Origin of the sequence: Haladaptatus sp. CMSO5 (assembly GCF_036689885.1) — an archaeon.
In the GTDB taxonomy this organism is placed as follows: domain Archaea; phylum Halobacteriota; class Halobacteria; order Halobacteriales; family Halococcaceae; genus QDMS2.
In genome coordinates, this window is sequence record NZ_JBAHVW010000001.1 from 2433978 (window position 1) to 2453090 (window position 19113).

Here is a 19113-nt window from a genome sequence, read left to right on the forward strand (position 1 = left end):
ATTACTGCAACCGATACCGGAGAATCGCCGCAATCCCCCCAAGGTTCGAGAGTTGTTCACCCGGTGGGAACGAACTCGAAAAGACGGTGACTTCGCCGCCTTTCTGTTCGACCGCCTGAATCAGGTCGTTCACGTCGAAATCCCACTCGCCCTGTCCGCCGCGCTCCATGCGGAGGCGTTCGTCGAGGATGAGTAAATTTTCGACTGCGCCGTAATCCGAGGCTTTCTGCACTTCTTCGACGCCGTAGGCAGCTTTCGCGTCCTGTGCGATGTTCTCCATCAACGTGTCGATGAGTGCTGCCTCTTCTGCGATGCGCGTCTCTGCTTGCACCTCGTCCACCGCGCCGCGTTTGAGCACTTCGTGGACGCCGCGGTCGCCGACGGAACTCGTATCGACCATCGTGATTTTCTCGGCGATGTCCTTCGCGTTCTCTTGGAGGAATTTGAGCGCGTCCTGTTTGGTGAATCCCGGCCCCGCGAGGATGATGGCGTCCACCTCTAAGTGCGAGAGGACGCTTGCGATTTCCTCGAACAGTTCGCTGCGGGCGCGAGCGAACTCGCCCTTTCCGGTCGGCCCGGAGATAGAGGCGTACTCTTCGGTGCCGTACTGGGCGACCGTGTGGACGTAGGCTTGGGCTTCTTCGACGGTGACGATGGCCACGTCGGGGTTTTCGGTGGCTTCGACGGCGTCTTCGAGGCGGTCGAGTTGGTCTGCTTTCCACACCTTCTCGACGGTGAGTTCCTCGCGCTCTTCGACGTTCAGCGTGTGATGGAAGCCGAGTTGGTCTTCTCTCGAACAGCCCACAATCGTCCCGCTCACCCGCAGGCGGTTTGCGAACTTGTGGAACTCCGTCTCGTCTACGTCGAGGGTGACGTTCATCGGTTCGCGCTCGCCGCCCGTGTCGCGCATCATGTCGTCGTCGCGCTGGATGCGGCGGGTCGTGTCCCCTGAAACGTGGTCTCCCGGCTCTAAAATATAGGTGAGATGCCAGAGGTCATCGAGGCTTTCCGGCACGAGCACGATGCGCTCGCGGCCGCCCTCTGTCCGTGTCCGACTGGCGATTCGCATTGTCTGTTGGTCGTTTCTCAGTCCCTAAGTGCCTGCTGATTGCTCAGGCCGTGTGTGCCGTCGTCTGTGGCTCCGTCCCCGCCTGTGCGTTCGCGTAGCCGCGTCCGTAGATGTAGTACACCACCATCTGGACGTAGAAGGCGACGAAGATGCCCACAAGGACGAACATGAGTGCGCCCGCGACTGCTCCGAGGACGATGGAGACGCCGACCGCCAACAACCACGCGACGAGGTAGTCGCCGGTAAGCGCGATGCTCAGAATGGTACCGAACTCGAACCCAGCACCGAGTGAGTCTTTCGCGGCGAAGTTCGCCATTGCGGCAGGAATGGTGTACGCCACGAGCAAGAATAGGACGGTCACGAGGAGCCCGAAAATGAGACCAAGCACCCCAACGCTGGCCATGATACCGCCACTGTCTGCCTGGGCGCCAGCGGCGAACCCAACGCCAAGAATCGCGAAGCCAATCAGCGCGAGAATCGAGGGGATGGCGACGTACGCGATGCTGATGACGAACACCATCAGCCCGTCGGTGAACAAGTCTGCCCACTCATCGAACTTCGGCGGCGTCTGTTCACCGCTGACGCCCGCACGGAGGACGCGAACGAAGTATCCCTGTACCAAGAAGACAGGGAGGATGAACACGCTCAAGATACTCAACACACCGCCGATTGCGATGGTTTTCACCCAGTCGTCATCGTTTCGCGGAAATGACAGTGCTTCACTAAGCATTACAGCTACTCATTGGGTAGCGGCTGTCTTATATATTATCGAAAATATCACATGAAAAATTATCAGGGCTGCTCGTTGTTCATTCTTCCAGCTATATCGCAACAAGAGAGTCAGGATTAACGGACAATGAACCGATACCCGGAGCCAAAACAACCATTTTATTGAAATGTAAGTAGTTCATACCAATAGTCACACCACCCCCTCCTTCTAGGGTCTATGGCCACTGAAACTTCACAACCAGTTGACGAACCACAAATGTCCCAGCGGTCGGGAACCGGGCTCGACGAAAACGTCGGCGGTGCGCTTTCCTACTTACTCGGATTCATCACGGGTATCATCATGTACTTCGTGGAACCCGAAAACGAGTTCGTGCGCTTTCACGCCGCACAGAGTATCGCGCTCTCAGCCGTCCTCATCGTCGTCAGCATCGTGTTGAGCATCATCTCGACGCTCGTCACCACGCTGTTCTTCGTGAATAGCGCCGGGACGTTCGCGCTCGCAAGCATCCTCTCGCTCATCATCGGGCTCATCTACCTCGTGTTCGCCGTTGGGTCGTTTGCCCTCTGGATTTACATGATGGTTCGGGCCTACCAAGGGAAGACCCCGCGCATCCCCATCGCCGCGGGCATCGCAGACCGGATGGTTTAATCGCGCATCCGACTCCCGCCCGGCGGGAGGAACTCCTGAATTTTATCCGGTGATGCCACCTTCCTGACGAACGACGTGTCCGCAAATCGCTCGCGGAACTCCCGATAGCACATCTTCGCCATGTCGTTTTGGGCGTACTGCCCCGGTTCGAGTTCGATGTACGTCTCGGCTTGCCCCTTGATTGCAGACGGTGGGCCGCCGATGACCTCCGTGCGCGGCTCACAGCGAATCCCGACAGCAACGCCAACCTCGGTGTTCTTGAAATAGGTTCGATCGCCGCGGATGGTGAACGCGCCTTTCTCTAAGTACTCGCCGCTCTCTGGCGTTTTCGACACCTGGTCTTTGCTCACCATGTACGCCTCGTCGGCGAACCGCCCGTCTTTCCAGACCGACGAGTAGGAGACGGCGAACTGAGCAGCCTCCTTTTTGCTCTGCTCGGGGATGTCCACGTCGCGGGCGGGTTCGCTCGGACCGGTTGCCTTGAGAATCGTGATGGGGCCACCGTGGGCTTGCGTGTGGAAGAACAGGTCGCTCTTGTCGAGGTACTTTTTTACGAGTTCCTCGTTGTCGTCGGCGTTTCGCCCGCCGATGACGAGGAAGCCGTCGCTCGTGTGGAACCAACGGAATCGCTCGTACCACTGCTCGTTTTTCCGGACGGGAATCGACTGTCGGTTGAGCCAGTCGATGTCTTCTTCGTCGTCCGTAGGTTCGTCTGGCTCTGCGTCACCAGCTTCCCACTCGTCGCGCTGGCGTTTGACCGACGCCAACTCTTCGCGGGTATCTTCGATGGCGGCGAGCGCGCCCTCTTTCTTCTCTGCGATTCGCTTTGCCTCGGTGTAGAGGCGGTCTGCGTTGTGTTCGACGCCTTGGGTGGTGTCGAGGTCGATTGTGTAATCGTCAATCTGAATCGTCACCGTTGCCGTCGAACCATCGACGCTCACCACGGCCTCTGCGGCGGGAATTTCCCGTTCCTTTCCCTCCTCGAACTTCGCTTCGATTTCACGCCACGGGACGCCCTCGTCGCGTGCGCCGCGCACGGTCGAGAGGATGTCGTTTACGAGGTCGTACTCGCGGTAGAGCAGTTCTGCGCGCTCGCGCTCTGCGTCCGCTCGCTCGTCGAACCCGGAGATGGCCTGTTCTTGTTGCTCGATGATGCGCTGTTGGCGCTCGATGCGCTCTTCGAAGTCGGGACGATTGCTCCCGGCGCTCTTTTTGGGTTTGCCGCTCTGTTTCGCGTCGTCGGCTTCGAGCCGCATGAAGTACTCATCAAGCGCGTCGTTGAACGTCGAGAACGCCTCTGTGTCGAACTCAGCGTGTTCTTCGAGTGGAATCGGCGTCACGTCGACGGGACGGTCGTCTTCAGTGTAGAGCCGTGGGTCGATGTTGCCCGGATTCAACGACTCTTTGAGGCGGCCGAGTGCGTCGTACAGTGCCTCGAAGTCTTCATCAGTCGCGCTGTCGATGTCTTTTGCCTTCTCGACGCCGGCGCGAGTACAGAGTTCTTCTGCGTACAGCCCGCCGAAATTCAGTTGCGTCGCAAGCGTCCGCACGAGGTCGGTGTCGGATTGCTCCATCTTCGCCACGAACTGCTCGTAGCTTGCCTTGAACGGGTGGAAGCGCGAGGAGGGGAACTCGTAAATCGAACCGGGTGCGACCGTCCGCGATTTGAGGCGGACGGTTTCGAGGCTGCTGATAACCTCTCGGTCTTCGTTGAGGACGGCGATGTTCCCCTGCCCGAACAGTTCTGCGACGATGATCGTGTCTTGGTCTTCACGGGTGAAGTGAAAGGAGAGAATCCGGTCGAACTCGAACTGTTCGACGCCGGCGAAATCCGCACCCGACAACCGGTTTCTGAGCATCATAGCGAAATTCGGCGGACGACCTGGTGCGTCCGGGACGTGTTCAGGCGCGAGGAGGTGGGCGCGTTTTTGCTCCCCGACTTCGATCATCAACTCGATGCGCCCCCGCTCGAAATCACGCATCTTCAGCCGGAGCAGGTCGTCGTCGTAGAGGTAGGCCTTGTCGACTTTGGCCCCCTCGTACGACCCGAACTCCGTGACGAGCGCGGCGAGGTCAACGCTCGTCAACTCACGTTTCTGGTCCATATCCGACAAAGCGGGTGAGTTGGGAAAGGTATGTCGCTATGAGAAGTCCAAAAAAGGCCTACGCAGACGGCGGCGCGACCATCCCATGGCGCGCGAGAATCACGCGAACCGCCACCTCCGTCCACCGTATGCGCATGTCGAGCGTGGTGTCGCGTTTCGCCGTCTCGATGAGGATGGCAGACGCGCCGAGTTCGCCAACGGCGCGGCGGGTGAGCGAGTGGCCCGTTCCCATCAGAATGTTCCCGCGTTTGAACTTGTGGTCGGCCATCGAATCCGGTACCTCGTGTTCGTTCAGATACGCGATGGCCGCGTTCGTATCGTCTCGCGCGGAGCCTTCGACGCCGGGGAAGATGGCCTGTCCGACGCTGCCCTCGTCAACCTTGAAAATCCCCTTTGAGCTATGGAGGTCGATGACGATGTCGGGGTCGTGGTATTCGATGGCCGTCCAGATGGCGTTTGCGAGCGACGAGTTGCTCGGCTTGCCGACGGGGAACTGGTTGTTCAAGTCAGTGCCGAACGCCTTTCGCGTCCGGTTCATCACCGCGCGCTTGTTCGCCTCGGGGATGATGACGAGCGTCCCGCTCGTGACCGTCCAGTTGGTCATGTTGTGTGCCGCCGTGAACCCTGCCACCTCGTTGCCGTGCATGCCGCCGACGACCACCGCGGTCGGGCCGGGCTGATTGGATTCGATAACGTACACGTCCGTCTCGTTTGCCGTGCCCGGCAACAGCGAATAGCGCGACACGGTTTGGGTCTCCGATTGCCGGACAATCTCTTGGTCAGGGTTCGGAAACGGCTCCGGGGTGGGCCACGGCGTTCGTGGTGTCGCCGTCTCTGCCTCATTTCCGGGCTCGTCGGGTGCGCCGGGCACTGACGCATTTATACCGGGCGCTACCGGTGGGCTTCCGCCAAAGAGCGCAACCCCCACCCCGGCGAGCACCACGATTGCGACAGCGACGATACCGGCCAGCCGTGCGGCCTGACTCGTTCCCATCTCGTAGTAAAAATGACGCGCTACGAGGTGATAATTAAACGCCGCGTAGCAGTTTGCTTATTCGACGCATAACGCCTGAAATTGTCTGCAAAAGCGGCAATCGGCGGTCTACAGACGCTTGCTCACGTACGGGCCGTCTTGGTGGTAGCCCAACTTCTTGCGGTAGTACTCGCGCACGCCGATACCGGAGATGACGCTCATCTTGTCGAAACCGGCCTCACGGGCGAGTTCCTCTGCGTGGGCGAGCAGTTTCTTCCCGTAGCCCCGGTGTTGCCAGTCGCCTTCGCCCTTTCCGACGCCGATTTCGTTGCCGTAGACGTGGAGTTCGCGGATGAGCGCGGCGTTGTCGAGTTCGCGGCGCACGGGGTTGCCGGGGAAGCGCAGGCGGCAGAAGCCAATCAACAGGTCTTTGACGGGATCTTCGAAGCTGATGAAGTGTTCTGTGCCGCCAGCCGCCTCGTACTCTAACACCTGCAACTCGATGTTCTCCGGGTCGGGGTCTGCGTCGTTCATCCCGACCTCGCGGGCGCGGATGTCGCGGCATTTGCCGCCCTTCTCTTCTAGGCGTTTCTCTGCGAGTTGCCGGAGGTTCGACTTCCAGACACCCGCGTCGATGAAGTCTGCGGGGATGTCGCGTTGGACGCGCTGGAGGCGGGTGTACGGCGGAATCATGTCCATTGCCTCTGCGACGATGTCCGCGGCTTCCTCATTGTCGAGTGGCTCGTACTCGTCGCGTCGCCACATGTCGTACGTAATCGTATCGCGGACGACGAGCGTCGGGTAGATTTTGAGGAAGTCTGGCCGCCAGTCGGGGCTCTCGAACAGTTGGCGGAAATCTTCGATACACATCTCGTGGGACATACCCGGCTGGCCGGGCATCATGTGGAAGCCAACTTTGAACGCCGCATCGCGCAGCCGGCGATTCGCGTCGAGCGAGGCCTGAATCCCGTGGCCACGATGCATGTCGCGGTTGATCCGTTCGTAGGTCGTCTGGACGCCTACCTCGACTTTCGTCCCGCCAAGGTCGAGCATGCGGTCGATTTGTTCGGGGTCACACCAATCCGGTTTCGTCTCGAAGGTGGTGCCGATGTTGCGAATGGCCCCCGTCTCGTTTTCCGCGATAACGTCCTCTAAATATTTGAACTCGTAGTCGTCGAAGTCCTGTGCGAAGCTGACGCCCTCTGCGGGTTCCGGTCGCTTGTCCAGGTTGTAGTCGTTCAGGGCTTCGAGCGCGCGCTTGACGAACCACTCCTGATAGTCGTGGCTCCGCGCGGTCATCGTCCCACCCATCAAGATGAGTTCGACTTTGTCCACAGGATGGCCAATCTCTCGAAGCTGTTCGAGCCGCAGCGTGACCTGTCCGTAGGGGTCGTAGTCGTTTTGCACGCCGCGGGCCGCAGCGGGTTCGTGGCCGGTGTAGCTCTGCGAACTGGAGAACTCAGAGGCCGGGCCGCCGGGACAGTAGAGACACTTCCCGTGGGGGCACATGTGCGGGCTGGTCATGATGGCGACGGGGGAGACGCCGGAAGCCGTCCGTACGGGTTTGCGTTGGAGCACCTCGATGAGTTCTTCGCGGCGCTCGAACGGGCCGTAATCGAGCAGTTCTGTGTTCTTCGGCACTTTTGGCGAGGAGAATTCAGAACAGACGTTCAGCTTCTCCTTCTCCAGATTGTCGCTGTCGATGTCGCCCGCGAGAATCCGTTCGACAAGCTCTGCACAGGCCTGTTCAAACGCATCGGTTTCCGTGGGTTCGGTGTCAGTTCGCATCAGCAGTTGCTATGGGTAGGTCATGGCGTCTGGCGAATAAGATTGTCGCTCGGAAACCGGCGCACGCCCCGTGTAGACAGTTCGCACACCTATTTCTCCGTCACTCGCGTAGAAACTCGCATGCACTCGTTCGAGTTTCACGTCGTCACCGCCGACCGCTGGGACGACTTCGAAACCCTGTTCGGCGACAACGGCGCGTGCGACGGCTGTTGGTGCATGTGGAACCGACAGACGCAGGCCGAGTACAACGCCAATCGAGGCGATTCAAATCGCCGGCAGATGCACGACATCATCCACGCTGACGGGAAACCCGGCATCCTCGCCTACGCCGACGGCGAGCCGGTTGGCTGGTGTTCGGTCGCGCCCCGCGAGGAGTTCGGCCGCCTCGCGCGCTCTCCTGTCATGAAACCCGTCGATGATACGCCGGTCTGGTCGGTCGTCTGCTTCTACGTGGACAGAACTGCACGCGGACAGGGCCTCACCGTCGCCCTGCTGGACGCCGCAAAGGAGTACGTCCGTGCGGAGGGTGGGACGGTGCTTGAAGGCTATCCAGTAGACCCACAGGGTGAGCGCGTCTCGCCTACGTCTGCATGGTACGGCCTCGCGAGCGCGTTCGAGGAAGCAGGGTTCGTGGAAGTGGCTCGCCGCAAAGAGACGCGGCCAGTCATGCGATTTGAATTGGAAACGTAGTCACTCAGGGCTGGTGAGAACGGGGAGAGAATGCCGAGTTACGCGAGCTGTTCTGCGACCGTTGCGATGACGGCTTCGAGAACGGCGTCGCGCTCGCCGACGAGGAATTCGAGTTTCCCGTCGTGGGCGCTGCGCGGAGTGACGCCCGCGTTTGGCACGCGGAGGCGTGCGGCTTCTGCGACTTCGCGTACGTCCACGTTGGTCGTCGCGCGGATGTGGATTTCGTCGTCTGCGAGGCCGATGGTCACGAACGGTTCGCCCTCGCGGTTGCGGCGGTGGACCTCGTCAAGGAGGAGTTCCGTTGGCGGGAAGTCGAAGCGGTTCGTGTAGGCGTCGGTGTCGAGGACGGCGAAGTTGACGCCGCCTTCGTCCACGTAGTCTAAGTTGGCTTCCGCCGTTTCGAGTTCGTCGTCGAGCTTGGTGCGGAACTGCTGGGCGATGTGGCTTGCAAGGCCGCCGACTTCGCCGAACAGGAGGTCGGTGATGACCTCGCGTTTGTCCTCGTAGGACTGGTAGTAGGCTTCGAGTGCGATGGCTTCGCGGAGTTCGCGGGTCGCCTGCTCGTCGTAGCCAGCGTTTGCGGCGAGTTCGACGTACTGTTCTGGAGCGTCCTCCCAGAAGCTGACTGCGGGGAGGTGGGCGAGATCGTCGCGCACACCGGAGTTGACGCTCGCGGCGACGTTCGCGCCGAGGACGGTGCTCGTGAGGTTCGCCTCGAACGCCTCGTCTTTGAGGTTCGGGTTGAGCATCGTATCGACGACTTCAGCGACTTCCTCGTCTGCGACGGCGGCGTCAACGACGACCTTCGGCGCTCCGTAGATGTCGAGGAGTTCGAGGCCGTCGAGCGATTCCTTCGTGGAGCCTGCGGCGGCGAGGACGAACAACGGGAACTGCTCGTCGTGGCGGTCGCGGTTCGAGAGCATGTTGGTGACGTCGCCAGTGGCGTCGTCCATGCCGTAGACGCCGTCCTGCAGCGGACGACGGTCGAAGTAGTGGTAGATGGCGTCTTCGCGGGAGTGCTCCTCGCGGATGAGGGGCAGGGTGGCGCGCTCGATTGCGGCACCGGTGAGGTAGCCGTCTGCCGTTGCGCTATGGCGGACGATGACCGGGCGGCCCTCGATGACGGCGCGGCGGATGGCGGTTGCGACGTCACGAATTTCCGCAGAGAGCGCGGAAACGACGGCGTCCTCTGCGAGTGGCTCGGTCGCTTCGGGGCGGGCGCGGGCGTCTAAGGCGTTCTTGAGACGGCCTTCGACGGCGTCGCGTTCGCCGCCTTCTAAGATATCGAGGTCTTCGGTCTCGACCTGGAGTTCGTCGCGGCGCATTTCGACTTCGCCGTTGAGGCCGATGATGTCGCCAACTTCGACTTCGGGGTAGGCGCGGACGCCTGCTTCGACGAATGCGGCGGCGTCTACGGTGCCGGTTTCGTCGCGGATGGTGAACACGGTGGGGCCGCTCGTCTGGCGGACACCGGTGACCGTCCCTTCGAGGCGGGCGTTCTCGCCTACGTGGTCTGCGAGCGTGCCGATTTCGACGCGCTCGTAGGTGACGCCCGCATCGTCGGCGTCTGCTGGCGTCGCCGGGGTTTTGTCAGGCGTTTCGCGCTCGGTTTCTTCTGCTTGCTGTTCGTCTGCTTGCTGTTCTTCTGCTTGCTGTGCTGACTCTTCCTCTTCTTCTTTCTGCTTTTGCGTGCGACGCTCGTCGTCTTTCTGCTGTTTGGCTTTCTGCTTGTCAGAAAGCGTCTGGCGGACGACGGCGCGCTTTTCTTTCTTTGGCTTCTCCGCCGGCAGCTCGTCGCCCTGTGGCGTCTGGATGAGCTTGCCGCGGAACTCGCTGTCGGCTTGGCGAATCGACCATGCAAGGTCGATGTTGCCGTTGTTGTGCACTTTCGTGACTTGGACGTAGACCGGGTCGCCTTCTTCCCAGTTGAGGGAGTCGAGACGGCGGTCTAGCTCGCTTTTGTGGAGGAGGCCGGTGACGCGCTCGCCGATGTCGATGAACACACCGAACTCAGCGAAGCCGTCTACGGTGCCTTTGTAAAAGCGGCCGGGGGTCAGTTGACCGGGTCGATTACCAGTGAACTCGAACACGACGTCCTCTTGATGGACGTCGCAGATGGGGCCGTTTGCCTCAGCCCCGCAGATGATACACTTATCCATTAGCCGGTAAAAACGGCCCTGGACTAAAACGGTTATCGGATTCCTGCTGTCAGCGACCTACTCGAATATCGCAGTTTCTGCTTCGAGTGAGTCTATCTCGTCTCGCACTTTTTTGGCGTCATCCGGGAACAGCGCGACCTGCACTTCGTTGCCCTCATCGTCGTGAAACACGAGTTTGACGCGCTTATCCCCGAAGGCTCTCGCCTCCGCCTCAGCCACGTCGAACAGCTTCGCCGTCGCGGATTTGTTGGCCGGGCCGACGTTTTTTATCGCACCGTCTTTCAGTTCCACCATGAACTCAGCGAGTTGGAGTGTCAGCATGCCTCCCGATTCACAGCGGAGGGGTTAAACGATACCGAGAAGCGTCGCAAACGCGGGGAACCCACGGAAGCCGAAGCCGAAGATGATGGCCGCGGGTATCGCCCCGAGCACCAGCGCGCGCGGAATCGAGACTTGATGGATTTTATGGACGCCAACGACGAGGAGCACCGCGCCGTACAGCGCACATGCCGCCCGCACCGCGGGTATCGGAATCCCCGCAAACACACACGGGGCCGCGGCGTAGGCGAGCAGTTGCACCGTCTCGCTCACGCCGCCGCGCTCGGGGGCGAACGGAATCAACAGGAGCGTCTGGATGGCGGCGGTCAGGTGGAGTGCGGCGGGCGCGACGAACAGCGCCGCGAGCGCGAGCGCGAAGATGAATGAGAGTGATTCCTGTCCGCCGAAGATGGGATAGGCGTTCTCGACGAGCAGAAAGCGCGTCGCCTCTTCGATGGTCACGACGAGACCCGCGAACACGAGGCCCGGCGCTTGGTCGCCCGGCGCGACGGCTGCGCGAAAGAAGCGCCGAGGGCGAACCAAGACTTCGACCCATGCCTGCGCGAGTGCGACCGGCCCGCGGTCGCGGCCACCGGTCGGATTTTCAACCCACTGCGTCACAGGTGTCCTAGTCGGTGCGAAGGGTATGACAGTTGCGACAGCGCGCTTCGTAGCTCTCCTCTGCGCCGACGAGAATCGTCGGGTCGTCTACGTGCGCGGGCACGCCGTCGATGAGTCGCTGGGTGCGGGTCGCGGGTTCGCCACATTTGATGCAGATGGCTTGTACCTTATCGACGTACTCTGCGACCGCAATCAGGTTCGGAACCGGCTCGAACGGCTCGCCGCGAAACGTCATGTCGAGGCCGCTCGCGATGACCCGGCGACCGTCTTCTGCGAGCTGTTCGCAGACGGCAACGAGATTCTCTGAGAAGAAATTTGCCTCGTCGATGCCGACGACCTGCTCGCCGTTGAGTGCCTCGAAGATTTCCGGGCCGGGATTCTCAGGGTCTACGACGAGCGCCTCCCACTTCGCGCCGTCGTGGGAGCCAATCGTTTCGGTGCCGTAGCGGTCGTCGATGGAGGGTTTGAACGCCGCGACCTCCTGACCCGCGATTTCGGCGCGTCGAAGACGACGGAGAAGCTCCTCCGTTTTCCCGGAGAACATACAGCCGGAAATCACCTCGACCCACCCGCTGTTGGTGATAGCGTGCATATCCTCTACACGGACGAGCGAGTAGCAAAATAGTTGTCAATCGCGGCGGCGCGACACTCCGGATTGCTTAATCGTCCGCGCCGACGTTCTCCTCGCTCTCTGCGGTGCGCGGGTCGGCTTCGATGTTCCAGAACTGCACCACGCGACGGCCGAGTGTGCGAACGCGTTTTTCCATCTCTTCGTCGACGAACTCGCCGTCGTAGAACTGGTCGCGGACGCCCGGAATCGCGGCCTGGTGGGGCAAGACCCACGCGCCGAGCGACCGGCCGACGCTCCGGAGGTGTTCGAGCGCCGTCGTCGGGAATCGGCCACCAGACACCGCAAGGAGGCCAACGGTTTTGTCGTCGAACTCGTCGAACCCGGCGTAGTCGAGAATTGTCTTGAGCGGCGATGAGTAGGAGCCGTGGTACATCGGCGTCCCGAGGACGATAGCGTCTGCGTCCTGCAGTGTCTGCATCAGGGCAGGCACGTCACCCGGCTCGCGCTCGTCTGCGTCGAAAATAGGGATGTCAAACTCTCGTGGGTCTACGAGTTCCGTCGTCGCGCCCGCGAGTTCGGCTTCAGCAAGGACGTGTTTGAGCGCGGTTCGCGTGTAGCTCTCGTCACGGAGGCTACCACAGACGGCAACGACGTGTGGGGCGTCAGTCATAGCTGTTGGTCACGACCGGGTATTGAAAAGCAGACGGATTTCGGGGCTATCGGCGGAGCGCCGCTTCGTTCGTCTCCGGGTCGAATGCGACGAGTTCGTCGCGGTCTAAGTCTGCGAGCAAGCCAGCAAGCCACTCGCGACCATACTCGCCCTCCGGCGTGTAATCGACGCGAATGCGCGGCCCGAGTTCGTCGACCGTGAGCGAATCGTACTCTTTGAGCACGTTCACGACGCGACCGCGGAACTGCCGACGACTCCCCTCGAACTTCGGTTGGGTGGGCACGTCCGGCGCGGTGAAATCACCCGTCTCGTAGGCCTGACACCATGTCCGCCACGGACACTCAGCCGCGTCGCACTCGGGAACCTTCCCGCAGGCCACCCCACCTAATTCCATGATGGCGTTGTTCCACACCCGCGATTCGCCTTCGGGCATGAGGTGGTTTGCGGCCTCCTCGAACACCGCGTCGTCGTCCGGCAGGTCGAAGGCGCGATACGTGACGCGTTTGACGTTCGTGTCCACGACGGCATCGCCGGTGTTGAACGCGAAACTCGCCACCGCATTCGCGGTGTACGGGCCAACGCCCATGAGTTCCTGTAAGCCCTCGGGTGTTTTTGGGAACTCGCCGTCAAACTCTTCGACCACCTGTCGGGCGGCCTCGTGGAGGTACTTCGCCCGGTTGTTGTAGCCAAGACTCATCTCGCTCCAGAAGCCAACCACGTCGGCGCGGTCTGCGTCGGCGAGTTTTTCAGGAGTAGGCCAGCGGTCGAGGAACGCCTCCCACGCCTCCACGACGCGCCCGAGTTGGGTCTGCTGGCTCATCACCTCGGAGACGAGAATGGCGTAGGGGTCGTCGGTTTGCCGCCACGGGAAGTCGCGGTGGTCTGCCTCGTACCACTCGACCAGCGCCTGCTGGACGGCGTCTAAGTCTGCGGGAAGCGACCACGCTTCAGTCATTGGCGGAGGTAGGCACAGCGCGCGTTTAGGGGTAGTGGTTTTCTCCCCGCACGGAGTGGGGTCAGCCATGGCACGACAGAACGTTTCGAGCGGGACGACGTGGGAACTGATTGTTGGGTATTCGCGGGCAGTTCGAATCGGCAAGCGCGTCTCGGTGTCGGGAACCACCGCGACAGACGAGGCGGGGAACGTCGTCGGCGAAGACGACCCCTACGCCCAGACGAAGCAAGCACTCGCAAACGTCGAAATGGCGCTCAATGAGACGGGAGCTGGATTCGAGGACGTGATTCGCACCCGTATGTTCGTCACGGACATCGAGGCCTGGGAAGCGATTGGTCGCGCCCACGGGGAAGTATTCTCTGAGATACGCCCGGCGACGAGCATGGTCGAGGTGCGGCGGCTCATCGACCCCGCGATGCTGGTCGAAATCGAAGTCGAAGCCGTCGTGGAAGCCACGAACTGAACAGGCGAAACCGGTTTCAGTCGTCCCATCCACCTACCGGCTATGAGTCTCGACGACCTCTCCGAGGATATCGAACACCAGTATACGGCGCTCGATGAATCGTTGCCCGTGAATTTAGACCGGGAGACGAAAAACGAACTCGCAGTGCTCACGACCGCGCTCGAACCCGACAACCCGGACGAACTCGTCCGCCGGGCAGTACACCTGTTGTTTCAGTCGATTGTCGAGCGCGGGACGCTCGATTTCCACCTCCGGCGGCGCTACGACGTGACCTACGACGAGTACCTCTCGGGGATGACTTACGAAGACATGACCGGCGGTGGGTACGACTACCCACAGCGCGACGACGAACGGCGCTACCAGTTCTGATTACTTCGGCCGTTCGAGCGCGTAGCGGTCTGATGTTTTCGCATACCAGTTGCCCGACAGCCGACCCACGGCATCGAGTTTCTCTACGTCGAGCTTGCCGCCGGTCGTCACCTCGTCTGCGACGTGGACGTTCACGACCTCACCGAGCACCATCGACGACGCGCCCACGTCGACGAAATCAGCGAGGCGACACTCGTAGGCGACCTTCACGCCCGCGACGCGCGGCGGGTCAACCTTGGTCGAGTCGGCGCGTTCGAGACCTGCGTGGTCGAACTCGCTTTCGCCGTGGGGGAGCGTGGCCGAACTCTCGTTCATCTGTTCGACGAACGCCTCGGTGACGACGTTCACGACGAATTCTTCGGTATCAAGAATGTTCTTCGGCGTGTCTTTGAGGTCGTCACCGCGGTCTACGGGCGCGAACATGACCGTCGGCGGTTCGACGCTCACGACGTTGAAAAACGAGTACGGTGCGAGATTGTCTACACCGGCTTCGCTGTGGGTGCTCACCCACGCAATCGGGCGCGGGATGACGCCAGCGGCGAGCGTGCGATACAGGGTTCCGTCGAGGGTGTCCGGGTCGATTTCCATGGGTAGTAAACGACGTGGGTACGGCCGCGTCGTGAAGGTGGTTGCGTGTCAGGGCTCCTCGTAGATGAGCGTGGTGGTGTCGGTGGTCGTCGAAGCACCATTTTCTTCAGACATAAATAGACATGATTTTATACCATTGTGAACATCTCCCAGTCACACGCCGACGTGTGGGACTGTCGGCACCCGGCGAGGGGGGATAGGTTGTGACCGAATTTCAATCGAGCAAAATGTACAACGACGCAGTCAGTGACAATGGAAGCGCCGGAGAGCAAGCAGCGGTTGCAGCGGGTGAAGAGCAGATTGCGCAGTGCGCCGCCGTCGTAGAGGGGTACGACGACGCACCCGATGAGTGTACGATTTTCCCGCTCTACGTGGACGAGGGAGCACAGACGACGACGTGGATTTCGGCCGCAGAAGGGTCGTTCGTCCCACGCAGCGAGATGTGTTAGCCCGTTAGAACAGGCCGATGTCGAGCGCGTAGGGCCACGAGGCACCGCCGAGGGCGAGCAAGACGAGGACGCCGCCGAGCAGTCCAACGTTTTTGAGGAAGGCCGTCATCTCGGACTGCTGTTGGTCTTCGGGCGCGTTCCAGAAGTCGTGCATCTTCGGCGTGGCGACGACGAGGAACACCGCAAGCGCGCCCGCACCGACGACGGGGTACACGCCGAGAATCAGCGAGAGGCCGCCGAAGACGAGCATGACACCGGAGGCCACCACCGAGAACGTCGGCGCTGGGACGCCTTTCATCTCCGCGTAGCCGCTCATCTGGTCGGTCTGCATGAAGTGGTTGAGGCCGGTAAAGGCGAGCATGCCGCCGAGGAGGACGCGAGCGAGCAGGAACGCAATCGCACCAGCGGTCGTTTCGAACACCATCAGACAGCCACCTCCACCGGGTGAGCAGGTTGCAGTTCGATACGTGATTTCTGACGGGGAGTTAGTAGCATCACGTTACCAGTCACGGGCCTGCCGAATATATAATTTAGCTGACATAGGTGTTACCAGGTGACTTCGACAGCCACTACGTTACACCGGTGTCACTGACAAGGTATCACACCGGGGAAAAGAAACGGGCGGTTAGTCGTACTTCTCGGGGTACGCCGCTGTGAGGAGGTCGCGCTGTGCGGCGAAGCGTTCTCTGATTGGGTCGATGATGTCGGAGATGTACGCTCCCGTTGCCTTCTTTAAGTCGAGGGGGTGGAGGTCTTCTGCGACGAAGTCGGCTTCCAAGTCGTCGTAGTCGTCGTAGACGATGTCGCCGCCGTACTTCTCGGGGCGGTCTATGACGAACGGCTCGCCGCGCTCTTCGAGAATCGGGAAGACGAGGAAGCGGAGGTATTCGAGCACGCCGTTTTCCTCGACTTCGCCCTGCGGACAGTACGCGTCGGTGATTTTCTCGATGACAACGTCCTCGGCGTCGGTGAGGTTCACCTTCGACGATTCGTCAGACGCGCTCATTTTGCCGCCCGAAAGCCCCGAGAGCAGCGGCGCGAAGACGCAGATTGGCGTCTCGAAGCCGTGCTCGGGCAGAATTTCGCGGCTGAGCATGTAGATGCCACGCTGGTCGATACCGCCGTAGGCGATGTCGGCGTCGAGAGCGGGAATGTCCAGCGTCTGCATCAGCGGGTAGATGAGGCCGCCGAGTTTCGGATTGTCACTCTGGCGGACGACCTCGCTCCCGGCGCGCTGGACGCGGCTGATGGTCGTGTCTGCGGCCATGCGAAGCAGGTCGAGTGAGTAGTCGCGTTCCAGTTCGAAATCGCGCCCGCGGATGAACTCGATTTGTGAGCCATCTGCACCGGCGGCGTCAATCATGCCCTCGATGGCTTCTTGGTAGTAGTCGGTGCGGGCGTCTAAGAGGTCGAACGGACTCTTTTCGTCGTCTAAGTGCGCGTGGAGGTCTGCGACGAGCACTTTCACGGTGAGACCGGCGTTGAGGAAATCAGCGAGTTTGCGCATCGTCGTGAAATGACCGATGTGCATCTCGCCGGTCGGAGCCAAGCCGATATAGACGGTGGGCGTCTCCGATTCCGCAAAAATTGCCGACAGCTCATCTTCGGTGACGACCTCCTCTGTATTGCGCGAAACGAGGTGTACGCGCTCCTCTCGGTCCATACGGGTGTTTGCCGTGGGCGGTGGTTAAAGGGTTTGATTCACGGGACGTCACCTCTCAGGAACAGCAACATTATTAGGTTCAGAAACATCCTTTGCGTATAGTACTCTTCAGGAAGCAGAACGCAGACGAATCTTCGTCTGTGAACCACCGGATCTGGCCCTGAGGAAGCACGGAGGAATGCAGACTCCTCGATTCCTGTCTTCGGACGTAAACAGGCACACCCGTTACCGCCGTCGAAGGAAGAGGGGGACTACGACTGCACACTAACCCAGTCGTGTGGTACCGCGCCTGCGAGAACCCACAAAAGAGACGAACTTCCGTCCGATGAAACGACGGCAAAAAACGCGTCGTTTCTCTTACATACACCGCGAACACACCCACCTTGTCATCACGCACGATATGACCGAACCCACGTCCGATAAAACACCGCTTGCCCGCCTCACGGAGACGGTACAGCACCTCACAGCAAGCGATTCGCCCACTGCCCTCTATGACCAACTCGTCGCGGGTGGCGAGCGGCTTGCTGGCTGTGAGAAACTCGTCGTCTACGAGTTCAACGAGGAGCGTGGCGTGTTAGACCCCGTATCTGGGTCCGGCAGTGAGACGATTCCCCCGGTCGAACACGGCGACGGTATCGTCTGGGAGGCGTTCATGGAAGGCCACGTGGTTCGGTCTGCGTTAGAGACTGAGACCATCGTCGCCGTCCCCATTTCCACACACGGCGTGGCGGTTGCAACCCTCGACCAAGACGTGCCAGCCGAAACGAACGAGGCGCTCACTGTACTCGCACACACCGTCGGCGCGTTCCGCGACCGACAAAAAAGCGACGAGCGGGCGCAAGCCCACGAACACCGCGTTGACGAACAGGCGCGCAACCTCGAACGGGCGGCGACGCTGAACGCCATCTTCTGTGATATTGGCGAAGCAATCGTGACCGCCACGTCGCACAGCGATCTCACCGAGGCGGTGTGTGAGAGTTTCGAAGCGGCGAAACCGTACGTGTTCGCGTGGCTGTGTCGATACGATGAGCCGCCGCTCGAAGTCGTTTCACACGCAGGCATCGCGAGGGACTACGGCGAGCAGTTTACGAGCCCAGACCGCACGCCGAATCTGATGGAGACACTCGCGGAGAACGCGACGGCTACAAATCAGGCCACCGTCGAAAGCGTGCTCGATTCGACTGAGTGGCGCACGGAGCGAAAAGACGCCCTCACACACGGCTTCAACTCGGTGGTGGCGATTCCCATTGGCACGGGCGAGCAGACGACCCACGTCTTGTTCGTCCACGTCGCAACGGCCCACACCGTGACAGACCGCGAACTCACAGCGTTCTCGAACCTCGGCCAACTCATCGGTCACGGCCTCCAGTCGTCCGTTCGGTCGGGTCGCCAACTCACAGACGAGCGCGTCGAAATCGAGGTCCACACCGCAGACGAACGCCTGCTCTGTAATCGACTCTCCGCGACGCTCAACTGCCGACTGAACGTCGAGGGCATCCTAGAGCAGGTAGATGGCCAGACGCTCGCCTTCGTCTCGTTCGTCGGCGTTCAACCGGACACCATTCTCGAAACCGCAGCCGAGATGGAAACCGTCGTAGAGCTGGGGCTGATTTCCGCGACGGACAACATCTGCCTGTTCGAGATGCGCTTTTCAGAACCCGCACTGCTTGAGATTCTCGACGCACACGGTGCGGTGTTAAAGGAGATGACCACCCAGCACGGCCAAAGCCGCATCCTCATTGACGTTCATCCCGACATGTCTGTTCGAGAGATATTAGACGCAATCAAACGTGCCTACCCCGACGCCGAACTTGCGGCGCGCCGCGACCACACCACGCCGCGCCAGACGCGCCACACGTTCTACGCACTCCTCGAAGCAGAGCTGACCGAAAAGCAGTTTACCGCGCTCAAAACGGCGTACTTAGGTGGCTTTTACGAGTGGCCGCGTGTGACCAACGGCGAGGAACTCGCTGCGACGCTCAACATCTCAGCACCCACGTTACAGTACCACCTACGCGCCGCAGAACGCAAGCTCGTCACGCTCGCACTCGAGGGGAAACTCTAGGTATGTAGAGTGTCTCCGCCAGACCCTCTAGTCAAATAGGAGATTTACTTATCCACCTATCCTCCATATGATAGGTTGACCACAGTGAGTGTGGTCGTGAACTCAGACACCCCCCCCCCCACGGTGGTGATTGTCGTTACCCCCCACTCAACGACGCCGGACAACCCCCAACATTTTGTCCGGTCACCATCACACTTGCGTTCATACTACGATCCGAAT

The 19113-nt window shown here is 60.8% G+C and carries 20 protein-coding genes; 6 read left to right on the forward strand and 14 right to left on the reverse strand.

From position 1 onward, the window contains the following. Window position 1 precedes the first annotated feature (1 nt). Entirely contained in the window at window positions 2-1069 is a 1068-nt protein-coding gene (locus V5N12_RS12950; protein ID WP_332899581.1) for an mRNA surveillance protein pelota, read from the reverse strand. Between the two features lie 43 nt (window positions 1070-1112). Further along, window positions 1113-1799, reverse strand: a complete 687-nt coding sequence (locus V5N12_RS12955) for a DUF4013 domain-containing protein (protein ID WP_332899582.1) — start codon at window positions 1797-1799, stop codon at window positions 1113-1115. 255 nt (window positions 1800-2054) lie between these two features. On the opposite strand from V5N12_RS12955, the gene V5N12_RS12960 reads away from it, so the two are divergent. Next, window positions 2055-2447 carry a DUF4870 domain-containing protein gene (locus tag V5N12_RS12960; protein WP_332899583.1) on the forward strand — a complete coding sequence of 131 codons (393 nt, stop codon included), beginning with the start codon at window positions 2055-2057 and terminating at the stop codon, window positions 2445-2447. Here the strand turns inward: V5N12_RS12960 and rqcH are convergent. From rqcH to V5N12_RS12975, 3 genes are all read right to left on the reverse strand, one after another. Then, window positions 2444-4552, reverse strand: a complete 2109-nt coding sequence (gene rqcH / locus V5N12_RS12965) for a ribosome rescue protein RqcH (protein WP_332899584.1) — start codon at window positions 4550-4552, stop codon at window positions 2444-2446. The two genes, V5N12_RS12960 and rqcH, sit on opposite strands and share 4 nt — an antisense overlap. Window positions 4553-4610: 58 nt before the next feature. Continuing rightward, window positions 4611-5546, reverse strand: coding sequence for a succinylglutamate desuccinylase/aspartoacylase family protein (locus V5N12_RS12970; RefSeq protein WP_332899585.1), 936 nt, complete (start codon window positions 5544-5546; stop codon window positions 4611-4613). 108 nt (window positions 5547-5654) lie between these two features. Continuing rightward, on the reverse strand, window positions 5655-7313 hold the full coding sequence (locus tag V5N12_RS12975) for a tRNA uridine(34) 5-carboxymethylaminomethyl modification radical SAM/GNAT enzyme Elp3 (protein WP_332899586.1): 1659 nt from the start codon (window positions 7311-7313) through the stop codon (window positions 5655-5657). Between the two features lie 120 nt (window positions 7314-7433). Here V5N12_RS12975 and V5N12_RS12980 point away from each other — a divergent pair, with 120 nt between their 5' ends. After that, window positions 7434-8003 carry a GNAT family N-acetyltransferase gene (locus V5N12_RS12980; RefSeq protein WP_332899587.1) on the forward strand — a complete coding sequence of 190 codons (570 nt, stop codon included), beginning with the start codon at window positions 7434-7436 and terminating at the stop codon, window positions 8001-8003. 38 nt (window positions 8004-8041) lie between these two features. On the opposite strand, the gene V5N12_RS12985 is transcribed toward V5N12_RS12980, so the two are convergent. The 6 genes from V5N12_RS12985 to V5N12_RS13010 all read right to left on the reverse strand — a co-directional run bounded on the left by V5N12_RS12985 (window position 8042) and on the right by V5N12_RS13010 (window position 13297). Next, entirely contained in the window at window positions 8042-10162 is a 2121-nt protein-coding gene (locus tag V5N12_RS12985) for a DHH family phosphoesterase (RefSeq protein WP_332899588.1), read from the reverse strand. Window positions 10163-10219: 57 nt separating this feature from the next. Next, window positions 10220-10483, reverse strand: coding sequence for a hypothetical protein (locus tag V5N12_RS12990; RefSeq protein WP_332899589.1), 264 nt, complete (start codon window positions 10481-10483; stop codon window positions 10220-10222). A gap of 24 nt (window positions 10484-10507) precedes the next feature. After that, window positions 10508-11101, reverse strand: a complete 594-nt coding sequence (locus V5N12_RS12995; protein ID WP_332899590.1) for a YIP1 family protein — start codon at window positions 11099-11101, stop codon at window positions 10508-10510. Window positions 11102-11108: 7 nt separating this feature from the next. Further along, entirely contained in the window at window positions 11109-11693 is a 585-nt protein-coding gene (locus V5N12_RS13000) for a thymidine kinase (RefSeq protein ID WP_332899591.1), read from the reverse strand. Window positions 11694-11760: 67 nt separating this feature from the next. After that, window positions 11761-12342, reverse strand: coding sequence for an NADPH-dependent FMN reductase (locus tag V5N12_RS13005; protein ID WP_332899592.1), 582 nt, complete (start codon window positions 12340-12342; stop codon window positions 11761-11763). Between the two features lie 46 nt (window positions 12343-12388). Then, window positions 12389-13297 carry an A/G-specific adenine glycosylase gene (locus tag V5N12_RS13010; protein WP_332899593.1) on the reverse strand — a complete coding sequence of 303 codons (909 nt, stop codon included), beginning with the start codon at window positions 13295-13297 and terminating at the stop codon, window positions 12389-12391. A gap of 67 nt (window positions 13298-13364) precedes the next feature. Here V5N12_RS13010 and V5N12_RS13015 point away from each other — a divergent pair, with 67 nt between their 5' ends. Both V5N12_RS13015 and V5N12_RS13020 read left to right on the forward strand, forming a co-directional pair. Further along, on the forward strand, window positions 13365-13760 hold the full coding sequence (locus V5N12_RS13015) for a RidA family protein (protein ID WP_332899594.1): 396 nt from the start codon (window positions 13365-13367) through the stop codon (window positions 13758-13760). A 42-nt stretch (window positions 13761-13802) separates the two neighbouring features. Continuing rightward, window positions 13803-14129 (forward strand): hypothetical protein, encoded by a 327-nt coding sequence (locus V5N12_RS13020; protein WP_332899595.1) that lies wholly within the window; start codon window positions 13803-13805, stop codon window positions 14127-14129. On the opposite strand, the gene V5N12_RS13025 is transcribed toward V5N12_RS13020, so the two are convergent. Beyond that, a complete protein-coding gene (locus V5N12_RS13025) occupies window positions 14130-14717 on the reverse strand; it encodes a flavin reductase family protein (protein WP_332899596.1) in 588 nt (195 codons plus the stop codon). It abuts the gene before it with no gap. Window positions 14718-14920: 203 nt separating this feature from the next. On the opposite strand from V5N12_RS13025, the gene V5N12_RS13030 reads away from it, so the two are divergent. Beyond that, the gene (locus V5N12_RS13030; protein ID WP_332899597.1) at window positions 14921-15166 is read left to right on the forward strand and encodes a DUF7511 domain-containing protein; all 246 of its coding nucleotides are present in this window, start codon (window positions 14921-14923) and stop codon (window positions 15164-15166) included. Window positions 15167-15170: 4 nt separating this feature from the next. On the opposite strand, the gene V5N12_RS13035 is transcribed toward V5N12_RS13030, so the two are convergent. Together V5N12_RS13035 and V5N12_RS13040 are read right to left on the reverse strand one after the other, a co-directional pair. After that, complete coding sequence (locus V5N12_RS13035) at window positions 15171-15590, reverse strand: DoxX family protein (RefSeq protein ID WP_332899598.1); 420 nt, start codon at window positions 15588-15590, stop codon at window positions 15171-15173. Window positions 15591-15791: 201 nt separating this feature from the next. Next, window positions 15792-16829, reverse strand: a complete 1038-nt coding sequence (locus V5N12_RS13040) for a tyrosine--tRNA ligase (protein WP_332899599.1) — start codon at window positions 16827-16829, stop codon at window positions 15792-15794. Window positions 16830-17229: 400 nt separating this feature from the next. Between V5N12_RS13040 and V5N12_RS13045 the strand changes: the two genes are divergently transcribed. Next, window positions 17230-18894: a bacterio-opsin activator domain-containing protein gene (locus V5N12_RS13045; RefSeq protein WP_332899600.1), complete on the forward strand. Its 1665-nt coding sequence runs from the start codon at window positions 17230-17232 to the stop codon at window positions 18892-18894. The last annotated feature ends 219 nt before the right edge of the window (window positions 18895-19113 follow it).